We start from the raw sequence: 14,148 nt of genomic DNA on the forward strand, positions 1-14,148 counted from the left end.
TAGCATGCTTATCATAGATGAGTTAGCTACACTTTTCTTTATAAATAAACAAAATATATATTAATTATTAACAATATGAATAAAGATTTTAAAAGCTCTTTTTTATGTTGATAAAAATAAATTATTCAATAAGGACATATTAATCAGTAAGATATAAATAATACAGCCTATATATTATTTTTTAGCAATTAAGATATATAAAGAATCATCTAAAGATAATTTTTTCTCTATATTGAATCCTGCACTTTTTAGCTCATGATCCATTTCTGATGAATGAATTCTTGGATGCATTTTATGACCATTATTCAAATCTTTTTTTTCAAACTCAAGGCATAAAAAATATCCATTTTCTTTAAGAACTCTTTTTATTTGATCAAGTACTTTAGATAAAGGATTAACTTCATGTAAAACTAAAGAAGCTAGTACAATATCAATTGAATTATCTGATAGAGGGATATTATCAATACTTCCTTGAATTGATTTAATATTTGTAATGTTTTTATCTCTAGCCTTGGATTCTATAAAATCTAACATTTTTGAATCTATATCTAAAGCATAAACTATGTTGTCTACCATTTTAGATGCTGGGATTGATAAATATCCTGTACCTGACCCTAAGTCTAAAATAATATCACTTTTATTAATAGGTATCATTTTCAATAGCTCTTCTGGAGTAAAATTCTTATTTCTATTAGAATTATCTAAATTTTCTATCTTTCTTTTGAAATGATTAATTTCTCTCGAATGACAATGATGTTTTTCCATATTAATTCTCCTCATTTAAATTGTTTTTATTTTCATAAGTATTAAAAGACTTAATGCTTGAATCTAATATAGTATGGAATTTCTCTAATCCATAGATTATTTTTTCTATATCTTCAACCTGAGTAGTTTTTATGGCCTCAAAAAGATAACCTTTTTTTACATATACAAAATCAAAATCCCTTATAAAGTCATCAGAAAGGGATAGTTTGACAATTCGACGATTATCTTCTGGTATTTCTCTTACTAATACACCTTGCTTTTCAAGCAGAGTAACAATACCTGATGCAGTGCTTTTAGATAAATTTAATTTTTCACATAATTCCTTTAAAGTAATATAAGGAGTATTATATAATTGGCGTAATACCATAACTTGTTGAGAATTAAATTTATAATTTTTAAATTGCTCAAAGGAAATTTTATGGAAGTCCTCCCAAAGTAACTCATAAAGTTCTATTATTTTTTCGGTATAATTTGATGAAGTATTATTCATATTTAGAACTCCTTTTATATTTAAATGCCATAATATTCGAATTGATAAACTGTTCGACATATCGAACTATTGTGTTAACAATACTATTTATTTCTTTTATAGTCAATAGATTATTTTTACATAATTGCCATATTATATATACAATATGCACTTCTTATTAACATACTCAAATAAAATACTTTAAAGAGGGAAATAAATCTATATATAATAACAAATGAAAAAATGCTTATTATCTAGTCTTATTAGTGCATGATTAAATAAGAGATTAGTTAACAAATTTATTAATTTATCCTTAATAATATGTATCTTTATGAGAAATTAAAGTATTAGTGTTATAAGAAAAATAAAGAATTGTTTCATTTATCTGAAAGTAGACTATCTCATTTATTTAAAGAACAGGTAGGACTACCACTTAAAAGCCATATTGTATTATGTAAATTAAAAAGAGCTTATATGTATTTATTAGAAAGTGGTAATATAACAGATGCAGCATTGAAGTCTGGGGTTGATAGCCCATAATATTTTGCATATACAAGTAAAAAGTAAACTTATGAGATTTGTATATAAATAAAATCATATGTATAAGGTAAACTATAGAAAGTAATATCAATATTTAGATGAAAATTTGTCTTAAAGTAAACTAAAAGGTATATAATTATATTAAAAAATTAATTACAAAAATTTAGGAGGTATAAATATGAATATAAATACTAAGATAAAAATGAATACTGGCACTGAAATTTATCAATTTGGATTAGGGGTTTGGCAAAGTGGGCCTGAAACTAAAGAAGCAGTTCTTGCAGCATTAAAAGCTGGATATAGGCATATTGATACTGCAGCAGTATATAAGAATGAAGAAGCCGTTGGAGAAGCTATAAAAGAAAGTGGAATTCCAAGAGAAGAATTATTTATAACAACAAAGCTATGGAATCAAGATATGAGAGATCATAAAGTAATGGAGGCTTTTGAATTAAGCTTAAAGAAGCTTGGATTAGATTATGTGGATTTATACTTAATACACTGGCCAGTTAGAAATGAATATATTACATCATATAAAATTATGGAGGAAATTTATAGAAGTGGTAAAGCAAAAGCTATTGGAGTATCAAATTTTAAAACTCATCATTTGCAAGACTTATTAGATAATACAGAAATTGTTCCAGCGGTAAATCAAATGGAATTTAATCCTCAAATGCAAGATTATGATATTTTAGAAATGTGTAGAGAAAAAGGAATAGTATTTGAGGCTTGGTCACCACTTGGTTCTGGAGCTTGCCTTGATGATAAAGAAATAATAGAAATAGGCAAAAAATATAACAAGTCAGCAGCTCAAGTTATTATTAGATGGTTATTACAAAAGGGAATTGTGGTATTCCCTAAATCAGTACATGAAGCTAGAATAAAAGAAAACTCAGATGTATTTGATTTTGAGTTAACTAATGAAGATATGAAATTAATAGATGGAATGAATAGAAATTTAAGAACTGGTGCTGATCCGGATAATTTTGACTTTTAATAGAAAAAGTAAATTTTAATTTAGATACTTAATAAAATAGAAATGTAAATAAGAAAAAAGGTGTGGATTATATAAATTCTACACTCTTTTTTATATTGATCTTAGAATACAAAATTTAATATATTGGTTAAGATAATAAATAATAATATAATTATTGAAAATTAATTAAAAATAAAAGTAATAAATAGTAATATATTTTGACAATCTTCTAAACTACTGATAAAGTTAAGAAGCATATAATTTAATGAAAGAGGTACTAGTTATGGAAAAGAGTTTTGAAAATCTAAAAGTAAATGAAAAAATAATTAGTGGATTAAATGCTATGGGAATAAAGGAGCCTACTGAAATACAAGAAAAAATTATTCCATTAGCTTTAGAAAAAATAAATTTAATTGGGCAATCAGAAACAGGTACAGGAAAAACGCTAGCATAACTTTTGCCTATAATAGAAAATATTGATATAAATAAAAAAGAAATGCAATGTATAATATTAGCACCAACTCATGAACTTGCTATTCAAATAAATAATACGATAAATGAGTTAAAAAAAGCATCAGGTTTAGAAATTACTTCTACACCTTTAATTGGAAGTGCAAATATTAAAAGACAAATAGATAATTTAAAAGCAAAGCCTCATATATTAGTAGGATCTGCTGGAAGAATTCTAGAGTTAATAAGAAAAAAGAAGGTATCTGCTCATACAATAAAAACTATTGTAATTGATGAAGTAGATAAGCTTTTAGATAAAAATAATCTTCCTACTGTAAAAGAGATAATAAAAGTTACACCAAAGTACACTCAAGTTATGATGTTTTCAGCTACATTAAATAATAAAACTTTAGATATAGCTAAAACTTTAGCAGAAGACATAAAAGTAATTTCAGTTAAAAATAACAAAGTTAATGAAAATATAAATCACAATTACATAAAAACTGATAGTAGAAAGAAAGTTGAAACATTAAGAAAACTTTTAAATGCATTAAAATCTCCAAAGGTTTTAGTATTTAATAATGATAGTTATACTACTAATACAGCTGTTGAATATTTATTATTTAATAACGTTAAAGTAGGCTCTATTGCTGGAAATGTAAAGATGGAAGATAGAAAAAGAGCTTTAGAAAATTTCAGAAAAGGCAAAATTAATGTCTTAATTGCATCTGACATAGCTGCTAGAGGCTTAGATATAAAAGGCGTAACTCACGTTATTAATTTTGATATTCCTGAAGATTCTAAGGACTATTTACATAGAGCAGGGAGAGTTGGAAGAGCTGGAGAAAGCGGTGAAGTAATTTCTTTAGTTAATGATAAAGAAGAAGATGTCATTAAAATGCATGAAAAGAGCTTTAAAATAAGTATTTCAGAAAGAATACTTTATAGAGGTACCGTAGAATAATGAATTTTTAAGATAAATTGAGAATATAAAGGCTACGATAAATAGATATGCAAAGAAGTACTGGGACCGCTATATGCTTATTACTCATATTCTATTTATCTTAGCCAAATTATGTTTCCTAATTGAAATTATTAAATGAATAATTGGTCTTATTAATTCTATATATTAAATTCGATATTATATAGAAATCGGAAATTTAATACATAGCATTATGTTTAATTGGAAATCTATTTAATAGAACAATAGTGACAATATTATGATATAACAAATCAAAAATATATATTGACTATTTTAATGTATATGCTAAAATTAATATTAATTTAAATAAAGATATATTAAATATCTTCGTATAACCCTAATAATATGGTTTAGGGGTTTCTACCAAGAACCAATAATTCTTGATTACGAAGAAATCATTTTATTTGTGATTTCTTCGTAATCAAGAATTTTTTTATAAAAATTATGAAAATTTAAAATATTAAAATAAATTATATGGGCTATTTTTGATTTTTGGTTAAGTCGTAAATTAGTTTCGTGTTTTTAGTAATAAACTTGCTTTAATATAATTTAATTCAGGCAGAACTTTAAATATTAGTATTTTATAATTTGTATAAATAAATATTCAGATATATCGATTATTATGAAGCCGAATCTATGATGCATAAATAAGTATTTAAATTATAGAAATACTTACTCAAATTATAAAACTAAAATTTTCAAAAGAATGAATAAATTTATTTAAATATTTAATAATTATTTTATTTTGCATATATAAAAATTTTAAGGAGGACTAATTTTATGGATATTAATAACTTACCTAAAATAGAGCTTCACTGTCATTTAGATGGTAGCTTAAGAGTTGAGACAGTTATAGAACTCGCTAAAAAAGAAAATATTCAATTAGACAGTTATGATTATGATTACGTTAAAAGTTTATTAACTGTTGAAGAGAACTGTGACTCTTTAGATGAATATTTGAAGAGATTTGATTTGCCAAATGAAGTTTTGCAAACAAAAGAAAACTTAAGAAGAGCAGCTTATGAACTATTAGAAGATGCTGCAAAAGATAATGTTAAATACATTGAAGTTAGATTTGCACCAATATTTCATATTAAAAAAGGACTAGCTTTAGAAGAAATTATTGAAAGTGTTATAGATGGAATAAGAGACGCGGAAAATAAATATGATATAATTGGAAATGTTATAATTTCTTGTATTAGAGGATTAGATTTAGAACATGTATATGAATCAATAAATGCTGGCGAAAAGTATCTTGGAAAAGGTGTTGTAGCAATTGATTTAGCAGCATCAGAAAAAGAAGATTTTGCTTATGAATATATAGAAGCAATGAAAGTTGCTAAGGAAAAGGGATTCAGAATTACAATACATGCCGGAGAAACTGGCTTTGGTAAGAATGTAAGGGATTCCATAAACCTTTTAGGGGCTGAAAGAATAGGGCATGGAGTCTATATATACAATGATGAAGAGGCTTATAAATTAGTAAAAGACAATGGGATAACTTTAGAAATGTGTCCTAAAAGTAATGTGGATACAAAAGCTGTAAATTCATATGAAGATCATCCTATATATAAATATCATAAAGATAGTATTAAAATTAATCTTAGTACAGATAATAGAACAGTTTCCAATATAAATTTAAATGAAGAAACAAGTAAATTAGTTGAAATATTTAAAGTCAATATAGAGGAATATAAAGAAATTTATATAAATAGTGTAAATGCAGCATTTTGTGATGATGAAACAAAATCAATGTTATTGTCAATATAAATTCTTAATGAGAAATATTTAGTGTTGCTTAGATAATTTAAATTTTAATTAGGAAATTAACTATAAAATTTCAAATAGAATTATTTTCACTATAATATTAGACATTAACATATTAAAAGCTATAAAATTAAGTTATTATACTACAATTTTATAGTTTTCTTTATATTATAGTTAGTCACTTTAAAAGTCATAATATTATAGTGATTATGTTTTTATTTATGTAATTGGAAATATAAACAACTATGAAATAATTAAAATATTAATATAATAAATATTAGAAGTATAAATGTTATAAACATATATATGTTTTTTAAAATATAAGAAAAGGATATAAATTATGAGAGCATATAAGATAAAAATAGAACTAAAAGATAGCAAGCCATTAATATATAGAAGGGTTATCGTTCCCTCTGATATTAACTTTGAAAAATTACACAATATAATTCAAATTTCAATGGGGTGGAATAACAGTTATTTATATGACTTTAATATTAAGGAAGAAAATCTAAGAATCACTTGTGATAAGGAAGCTATTTCCGAATATGATTTTTATTCTAAATTAAAATTAAATGAGAAAAACGATCCTCATGGATTTATAAGGAATATGATTATAATTACACCTAGGCTTAGTAATGAAGTTAGTATAGATTACTATTTAAACAAATTTAATAAAATTGAATACATATATGACTTTGGTGACTACTGGAAGCATTATGTAATTGTAGAAGAAATAATTGAAGACTATATTTATGAGTATCCTAAATGTATTGAAGCAGAAGAAAATTGCCCGCCAGAAGATATTGGGGGAATAGAGGAATATATGGAGTTTTTAAAAGTAATTAATGATAAAAACCATCCTGACTATGAAAATTTAGCCGTATGGGCAAGTGCACAAAATTATAAAAAAAATTTTGATATTGAGAATGCTAATATGCTTATGAGAGAAATGAATAACATTTAAAGGAAGCTAAGTTTAATGTTAATAAAAATTTAAATTAACCTTAATAAGTAAAATCATACATGTAAACTTTTCTTATTTGGGAATACTATTTATAAATAATTCTTAGATAGGAGAATATTTATGATAGTAAGACTTGGATATGTTGCTATTTCAAATGTATTAGGAAAAAAGATAACAAGCTCTAGTACCGTTACTTTTGCAAATTATAATAAAATTATATCAGATAAAAAAAGATTAGAAAAACTAAAAACTGTGGCTTCATCAAATTTAAATGCATTGCAAGAATTATTAAAATATAATATAAAAAATAATATACATTTTTATAGAATAACATCAGCTTTAATACCTTTGGTAACTCATCCTGAGGTTGGTTACTGGGGACATCGAGAAATACTAAAAAAGGATTTTGAATATGTGGGAAAGCTTATAAGAGATTCTAATATGAGAGTTGATACTCACCCCGATGAATTTAATGTTATAAATAGTAACAATCCTAAAGTTGTTGAAAATACATTAATAAATTTAATGAGGCAAGTAGAATGGTTTGAGGATATGAAATATAAAGAAGGAAAGATGGTAATTCATGTAGGTGGGGCAACTGGTGGAAAAGAAGTTGCAATGGGGAGATTTATTAAAAACTTTAATGAATTTCCTAAAGATCTAAGAACTAAATTAATTATAGAAAATGATGATAAAACATATACAGCTAAAGAAACTTTAAACTTATGTAAAATATTAAACATACCTATGGTTTTAGATATTCATCACCATAATTGTAATAATGAAGGGAATGATATAGTGAATATTTTAGGTGATATAATAAATACTTGGAGTAATGAAAGCTTACCACCTAAGATGCATTTTTCATCTCCTAGAGATACAACCTTATATGATAAAGTTGATAAGAAACATTCAGATTTTATAAATCCAAATGGCTTTATAAGTTTTTTAGAAACATTAAAACTATTTAATAGAGATATAGACATAATGTTAGAATGTAAAGAAAAGGATGTTGCTTTATTTAAGCTAGTCGCCGATATAAGAGAAATTAAACCTGAATATAAATGGATTGATGAAACTACTTTAAATATATAGTTTATATTTTTATTATTATATAAAGTTTCAATAAAAAAATTTATATTAAAAATAAAACATTTAATAGATAGAAGGGGTAGTGTTTTAATATCTTTAATATTTTTTACAATATTATTAATATATTTTATTTGCAGAGTTATGCAACAGGATATGGAAGATAAAAAACTAATGTTCATATCTATTTTTACTTTCTTAACAGGAATAAGTATTTCTTCTTTAGTTTCAAGTGCTAATGATAACTTTAGTTTTTATTCAAGATGTATAGCAGCTATATTTATCATTTATGGTTTTATTTCGGGAATACAGTTTTTAAGAAGAAAAGTTAAATAAATTTCTATAATCAAAATAACTATGTAAAAATAATGAAGTAATTATTTTTACATAGTTATTTTAATATTTACATACAAAAATACAGTGATTTTTTGACTAATGCGGAATTATAAATTTAAGTTTTGCAATATTAACAAAAAGATACAAGTAGAATGTATTTTTTTTGTACAGTTTCTTTTTTATCATACGAATATTTATATAAGAGAAAATCAAAAGTATCTGAAACGTATTGAATAATAGTATTAAGATATATACATTTCTAGAATAATTATATTTTTTCTTTGATTTTATTTAAAGTGTTATTTAGATTAATGCAGATAAATATTAAATGTTATTTTAAATGAAATTATATACTAAAGATTTATAATAAGGAGGACTATCTATGAAAAAGGTTAAGTACAAATTGATTATTGTTACAATGTTTATATCTCTAGTAACGGCTATTATTATAACTGCTACTATGACTTTTAAAAGCATTCAAACTAATAAAAAATTATTAGATGATCAAATTAAAAATTTAAATTATGATTATGATTCAAAAATTAAGGAACAAGTGGAAATTGCTATTTCCATGATAGATGTAATTAATGAAAAAAGTAAAACAGGAGAACTTACAATTGAAGAAGCTAAAAAACAAAGTGCAGATTTATTAAGAAATTTGAAGTTTGGGAAAGATGGATACTTCTGGGCAGATACTGTTGAAGGAGTAAATGTTGTGTATTTAGGAAATGATACTGAAGGAAAGAATAGACTTAATGATAAAGATGCTAAAGGCAATTATATGATAAAAAATATAATTGAAAATGGGAAAAAAGATGAAGGTGGATATACTGAATATTGGTTCCCTAAAGTTGGAGAAATAGAATCATCTCCTAAAAGAAGCTATAGTAAGCTTTATAAACCATTTAACTGGGTAATAGGAACTGGAAATTACATAGATGATATGAAAAAGGTAATAAATGCTAGAGAGGCGATAGTAAAGCAAGATTTAATAAATGGTATAGTTATTAATATATTTTTACTTATAGGATCATTAATAATATCAATAATCTTAGCTTTTACTTTAAGTAAGCAAATAACAAATCCACTTATAAGAATAAAAGATTTTGCACTTAGATTATCTTCTTATGATTTTAGTAATTCAATTAATATTAAGAGTAAAGATGAATTTGGAGAAACTGCTAAAGCTTTAAATAAAGCACAGGAAAATGTAAGAGATTTAGTAAAATTAATAATTGAAGATTCTGAAGATATAGGAGCTTCCTCTGAAGAACTTTCAGCAACAGTAGAAGAATTATTTTCAAAAGTTGTTATAATTGATGAAGCTGTTGATACTATTGCTTCAGGAATACAGGAATCTGGAGCTGTAACAGAAGAAATAAGTGCATCAATTGAAGAAGTTGATGCAAGTATAAATATATTATCTGCTAAATCTATGGACGGAAGTAATATATCAAATGCTGCAAAGAAAAGAGCTATAGAAGTAAAAGATAATAGTAAAAAAGCTATAGATGAAACAAGACAAGTATATATTCAAAAGAAAGAAAAAATGGAAAAGGCAATCGAAGATGGTAAGGTTGTAGAAAGTATAAAAGTTATGGCAGATACCATAGGAGGTATAGCTGAACAAACTAATTTACTTGCATTAAATGCGGCTATTGAAGCAGCAAGGGCAGGAGAGCAAGGAAAAGGTTTTTCAGTTGTTGCAGATGAAGTAAGAAAACTAGCAGAACAGTCAGCTGAGGCTGTAAATAGTATTCAAGAAACAATTTTAAAAGTACAGTATGCATTTAAAAGTAGTATTGAATCAGGGAATGATATATTAGAGTTTGTTAATACTAATGTAAATTTACAATTAGATGCTTATGGTGAGACTGGTAATAGGTATCATGATGATTCAGAATTTGTAAGCCAGATGTCTGATGAAATTGCTGCTATGTCTGAAGAAATAACAGCGACAGTTGGACAAGTTAGCGAAGCTGTACAAAATATGGCTGTATCTTCACAAGAATCTAGCGAAAAAGCAGAAGATATTAGAGCAAGTATGAGAGAAACAACAAAGGCAATTGAACAAGTTGCACAAACAGCTCAGAATCAAGCTGAACTTGCTCAAAAATTAAATGAAATGGTTCAAAAGTTTAATATATAAATAATAAAATGAACTAGCTTAAAAATAAGTAGGCTAGTTCATTATTTTTATAAAATATATAAAAAATATATTGCGCACTCTATTTACATAATATAGGAATAATGTAAAATATAAGTATGGGAGCTTAGTAGTTTTATTTATTTTGGAGGTGATATTATATAAAATCTTATAGGCCATATCTAAAAGATAAATATTACATCGTGATAGACAGAAGATAAATAATTTTAAATGGTATATATAAGGGGAAGGGATAATATGTATAAAAATTTCAAAAAAATCTTATCACTGTTTATTGCTACACTAATAATAATGACTATTACGCCAAGTTCAAAATTTAAAGCTGACACCAACATAGCTGGTAATGGAAGATTACTTGTTGGATATTGGCATAACTTTGATAATGGAGCTGGAATTGTTAAAATAAGAGATGTAGATCCAGCGTGGGATGTAATAAATGTTTCATTTGGCGAAACTTATACAGATAGAGCAGTAGTAGAGCTACATCCAGTTTATGATGAAAAGGAATTCATAGCTGATATCGATTATGTACAAAGCAAAGGTAAGAAGGTAGTCTTATCTTTAGGTGGTGCAGAAGGTACAATTCAAGTTCCAACAGATGCAGCAAGAGAAAAGTTTATGACATCACTTACAGGTTTAATAGACAAGTATGGATTTGATGGAATAGATATTGATCTTGAAGGTGGAAGTGGAATGATACTTCAACCTGGGGATACAGATCTTAAAAATCCTACTACACCTCAAATAGTTAATTTCATTAAGATTATTAAAGATTTAGTTAAAAAATACGGAGACAATTTCATTATAAGTATGGCCCCAGAATTATCATATGTTCAAGGTGGTAATACTGGTTATGCAACTAACTGGGGAGCATATCTTCCGCTTATAGATGCAGTAAGAAATGAACTTGATTATTTACAAGTTCAACATTATAACTGTGGGGGAAATATGGCTCTTGATGGAGTTACCTATAATCAAGGAACAGCGGATTTTCAAGTTGCTATGGTAGAGATGTTATTACAAGGATTCCAAACAAGAGCATCAAAAAATAGCTTCTTTGCTCCATTAAAACAAGAGCAAGTAGTAATTGGTGTTCCAGCTTCACAAAAAGGAACATTAAATCCAAATTCAGGTTATATTCCACCAACAGAAATGCTTAAAGCTTTAAATTATTTAATAAAAGGACAATCCTATGGCGGCTCTTATAAAATGATTGGGGAAAAATATCCTAATTTAAGAGGTATAATGGCTTGGTCAATAAATTGGGATAACGTAAACAATAAAGAATTTGTTAAGAGCTATAGACCATTTTTTGATTCATTATCTGAAGTAGTTCCGGAAAAACCATCACTAAAAGCAGCATCAGTTAAAGCTTCAACGGTTTCTAATAAAGGTTACTCATTAACTATTGATGTACCAGCTTATAATACTGCAACATCATATGAGCTGTTTGAAAATGGAAAAGCTATAGCAACAGGTACATTAACATCAGGATTAACATCTGCTCAAACAATTAAAAAGGATTTTACGAATAAGGCTTATGGGAGCTATACTTACTCAGTAATAGTTAAAGATGCATCTGGTGTAGCTTTAACTTCAGCAAATTGTGTAGTAGAAGTTAAAGAAGTTGAAGTGCCATCAGTACAAGAATGGCAATCAGGAATTAGCTATAAATTAGGAGACAAGGTAACTTATCAAGGTAAAACTTATGAATGTATATATGCTCATACATCACATATGGGATGGATACCAGGAACAGTTCCTACTTTATGGAAACAATTGTAAAGCTGTAAAAATAATAAAAAATATATAAATAGAATTCTATATAAAGTAGCTAATTATAATATTATAGTTAGCTACTTTTTTATTATGTAAGTTTTTACATTAATTTAATTAATATGATTACAATATAAATAGATATATATTATATATTTTTATATTCTAAAAAATTTTAATAAGAAGTATGCTTAATAAGCAAAGTTCTTATTTTAGCATATTTATAAGTATTTTTGCACAACAAAAAGACATAATATATTTATCTTTACAAAAGAACGTATGTTCGATATAATTAATTTAAGAATTTCCAGAGGAGGGATATACTTGAAGGTTATAGCTAAACCAATACAAATGATAGCCTGGTTTAACAAGGATGGATCTATTAATCCAATTAAATTCAAAATAGATGAAGAAGAAAGTAAGGTAATTAAGATAGATAAGATTTTAAAAAGAGATAAAGAGAAGTTAGCAGGAAATGTAATGGAAAAGTTTGTGTGTAGTAGCTGTATAGATGGTATAGAAAAGATATTTGAAATTAAATATGATGTAACAAAGTATAAATGGATTTTATTTAAGTATTAGAAAGGTAGTGTACTTTTGTGGAGGAAAGAATTATTTTTCATATAGATGTTAATTCAGCTTATCTTTCTTGGACAGCAGTAAAAATGTTACAACTAGGAGAAACTACAGAAGATATTAGAGAAATTCCTTCAATAGTAGGTGGAAATACTGATGAAAGACATGGAATTGTATTAGCTAAGTCTATTCCAGCAAAAAAATATAATATTAAAACAGGTGAACCAGTTGTAGATGCATTGAAGAAATGTCCGGATTTAAAAATATTTAAACCTAATTATAGATTATTTATGGATTGTAGTAATGCTATGTATAATTTGCTTTATGAATATTCACCTAAGATTCAAAGATACTCTGTAGATGAAGTATTTATGGATATGAGCCATTTTAAAGAGAATTATATGGAAAAATCAATTGAAATACAAAATAGAATAAGAAGTGAACTTGGATTTAATGTTAATGTAGGCATAAGTACTAATAAATTACTTGCAAAAATGGCTAGTGATCTTGAACCTAAAAATGCTATTCATACATTATTTAAAGAAGAAATTCAAAATAAAATGTGGCCTTTAACTGTAGATAATCTATTTATGGTTGGAAGATCTACAAAAAACAAATTAGATAAACTAAATATTAATACTATAGGCGAACTTGCAAATTTTGATATAGGTATTCTTGAAGGCATTTTTAAAAGCCACGGGAAGGTTATTCATAATTATGCAAATGGAATAGAAGAATCATCAGTTAGAAAATATAACTATGTAAATGTTAAAGGAATAGGCAATTCTACTACCATAGCTTGGGATTTAACTTCTAAAGATGAAGCTTTGAAAATAATATTATCACTTACTGAATCAGTTTGTGTAAGATTAAGGAATAATAATAGCTTATGCAGGGTAATTTCAATATCTATAAAAGGTTTTAACTTTGAAAGATATATTCATCAAAGGACATTATCAAATTATACAGATTGTACTGAAGAAATATATAAAGAAATGGTAAAAGCATTTAATGAAGCATGGAAAGGAGAACCAATAAGGCAACTAGGAGTAAGAGTTTCAAACCTTTGCAATAATGAGTTTTTCCAAAGTTCTTTATTTGATAGCAAAAAGTTAGAAAAACAAAGAGCCTTAGATAAAACAATAGATTCTATTAGAGAACGATATGGAAATTATTCAGTCATTAGATCAACATTTCTTCATTCTGGTATAAAAGCTATAAATGGTGGGAATGGAGAAGATGATTACCCTATGATGGGAAGTATATTATAGCAATATATAGTTGACAATGA

The 14,148-nt window shown here is 26.0% G+C and carries 13 protein-coding genes, 1 pseudogene and 1 riboswitch; of the genes and pseudogenes, 12 read left to right on the plus strand and 2 right to left on the minus strand.

All coding sequences use genetic code 11. From position 1 onward, the window contains the following. Positions 1 to 174 precede the first annotated feature (174 nt). Both J7M87_RS08965 and J7M87_RS08970 read right to left on the minus strand, forming a co-directional pair. Complete coding sequence (locus J7M87_RS08965; protein WP_291650727.1) at positions 175 to 765, minus strand: class I SAM-dependent methyltransferase; 591 nt, start codon at positions 763 to 765, stop codon at positions 175 to 177. Position 766: 1 nt separating this feature from the next. Next, positions 767 to 1,255: a MarR family transcriptional regulator gene (locus J7M87_RS08970; RefSeq protein ID WP_291650728.1), complete on the minus strand. Its 489-nt coding sequence runs from the start codon at positions 1,253 to 1,255 to the stop codon at positions 767 to 769. A gap of 351 nt (positions 1,256 to 1,606) precedes the next feature. Here J7M87_RS08970 and J7M87_RS08975 point away from each other — a divergent pair, with 351 nt between their 5' ends. The 12 genes and pseudogenes from J7M87_RS08975 (at position 1,607) to J7M87_RS09030 (ending at position 14,128) form a co-directional block, all read left to right on the plus strand. Beyond that, the gene (locus J7M87_RS08975) at positions 1,607 to 1,774 is read left to right on the plus strand and encodes a hypothetical protein (RefSeq protein ID WP_291650729.1); all 168 of its coding nucleotides are present in this window, start codon (positions 1,607 to 1,609) and stop codon (positions 1,772 to 1,774) included. A 178-nt stretch (positions 1,775 to 1,952) separates the two neighbouring features. Continuing rightward, a complete protein-coding gene (locus tag J7M87_RS08980; protein WP_291650730.1) occupies positions 1,953 to 2,771 on the plus strand; it encodes an aldo/keto reductase in 819 nt (272 codons plus the stop codon). A gap of 322 nt (positions 2,772 to 3,093) precedes the next feature. Then, a pseudogene (locus J7M87_RS08985) lies at positions 3,094 to 3,597 on the plus strand (DEAD/DEAH box helicase); the annotation flags it as partial. Further along, entirely contained in the window at positions 3,580 to 4,164 is a 585-nt protein-coding gene (locus J7M87_RS08990) for a DEAD/DEAH box helicase (protein ID WP_291650758.1), read from the plus strand. The pseudogene J7M87_RS08985 and the gene J7M87_RS08990, both read left to right, overlap by 18 nt. Before the next feature lie 325 nt (positions 4,165 to 4,489). Then, positions 4,490 to 4,589: riboswitch (purine riboswitch) on the plus strand. A gap of 373 nt (positions 4,590 to 4,962) precedes the next feature. After that, positions 4,963 to 5,952 (plus strand): adenosine deaminase, encoded by a 990-nt coding sequence (gene add, locus J7M87_RS08995; protein WP_291650731.1) that lies wholly within the window; start codon positions 4,963 to 4,965, stop codon positions 5,950 to 5,952. A gap of 337 nt (positions 5,953 to 6,289) precedes the next feature. Beyond that, positions 6,290 to 6,913, plus strand: coding sequence for a plasmid pRiA4b ORF-3 family protein (locus tag J7M87_RS09000; RefSeq protein WP_291650732.1), 624 nt, complete (start codon positions 6,290 to 6,292; stop codon positions 6,911 to 6,913). Positions 6,914 to 7,033: 120 nt separating this feature from the next. Continuing rightward, positions 7,034 to 8,008, plus strand: a complete 975-nt coding sequence (gene uvsE, locus J7M87_RS09005; RefSeq protein WP_291650733.1) for a UV DNA damage repair endonuclease UvsE — start codon at positions 7,034 to 7,036, stop codon at positions 8,006 to 8,008. Positions 8,009 to 8,158: 150 nt separating this feature from the next. Next, positions 8,159 to 8,338, plus strand: a complete 180-nt coding sequence (locus J7M87_RS09010; RefSeq protein WP_291650734.1) for a hypothetical protein — start codon at positions 8,159 to 8,161, stop codon at positions 8,336 to 8,338. Positions 8,339 to 8,720: 382 nt separating this feature from the next. Beyond that, positions 8,721 to 10,487: a methyl-accepting chemotaxis protein gene (locus J7M87_RS09015; RefSeq protein ID WP_291650735.1), complete on the plus strand. Its 1,767-nt coding sequence runs from the start codon at positions 8,721 to 8,723 to the stop codon at positions 10,485 to 10,487. Positions 10,488 to 10,742: 255 nt separating this feature from the next. Further along, positions 10,743 to 12,290, plus strand: a complete 1,548-nt coding sequence (locus tag J7M87_RS09020) for a glycosyl hydrolase family 18 protein (protein ID WP_291650736.1) — start codon at positions 10,743 to 10,745, stop codon at positions 12,288 to 12,290. Positions 12,291 to 12,605: 315 nt separating this feature from the next. Then, positions 12,606 to 12,863, plus strand: coding sequence for a hypothetical protein (locus J7M87_RS09025; RefSeq protein ID WP_291650737.1), 258 nt, complete (start codon positions 12,606 to 12,608; stop codon positions 12,861 to 12,863). A gap of 17 nt (positions 12,864 to 12,880) precedes the next feature. Continuing rightward, on the plus strand, positions 12,881 to 14,128 hold the full coding sequence (locus J7M87_RS09030) for a DNA polymerase IV (RefSeq protein WP_291650738.1): 1,248 nt from the start codon (positions 12,881 to 12,883) through the stop codon (positions 14,126 to 14,128). Positions 14,129 to 14,148: the final 20 nt, after the last annotated feature.

Source organism: Clostridium sp., assembly GCF_017888565.1.
GTDB lineage: Bacteria > Bacillota > Clostridia > Clostridiales > Clostridiaceae > Clostridium.

What these genes read in the sequence shown, in the direction of transcription:
- J7M87_RS09015 (WP_291650735.1), top strand. Translation starts at nt 8,721, where the DNA reads ATGAAAAAGGTTAAGTACAAATTGATTATTGTTACAATGTTTATATCT.
- J7M87_RS08965 (WP_291650727.1), bottom strand. Translation starts at nt 765, where the DNA reads ATGGAAAAACATCATTGTCATTCGAGAGAAATTAATCATTTCAAAAGA.
- J7M87_RS08990 (WP_291650758.1), top strand. Translation starts at nt 3,580, where the DNA reads ATGTTTTCAGCTACATTAAATAATAAAACTTTAGATATAGCTAAAACT.
- J7M87_RS09000 (WP_291650732.1), top strand. Translation starts at nt 6,290, where the DNA reads ATGAGAGCATATAAGATAAAAATAGAACTAAAAGATAGCAAGCCATTA.
- J7M87_RS09010 (WP_291650734.1), top strand. Translation starts at nt 8,159, where the DNA reads ATGGAAGATAAAAAACTAATGTTCATATCTATTTTTACTTTCTTAACA.
- J7M87_RS08970 (WP_291650728.1), bottom strand. Translation starts at nt 1,255, where the DNA reads ATGAATAATACTTCATCAAATTATACCGAAAAAATAATAGAACTTTAT.
- J7M87_RS09020 (WP_291650736.1), top strand. Translation starts at nt 10,743, where the DNA reads ATGTATAAAAATTTCAAAAAAATCTTATCACTGTTTATTGCTACACTA.
- J7M87_RS08980 (WP_291650730.1), top strand. Translation starts at nt 1,953, where the DNA reads ATGAATATAAATACTAAGATAAAAATGAATACTGGCACTGAAATTTAT.
- uvsE (WP_291650733.1), top strand. Translation starts at nt 7,034, where the DNA reads ATGATAGTAAGACTTGGATATGTTGCTATTTCAAATGTATTAGGAAAA.
- add (WP_291650731.1), top strand. Translation starts at nt 4,963, where the DNA reads ATGGATATTAATAACTTACCTAAAATAGAGCTTCACTGTCATTTAGAT.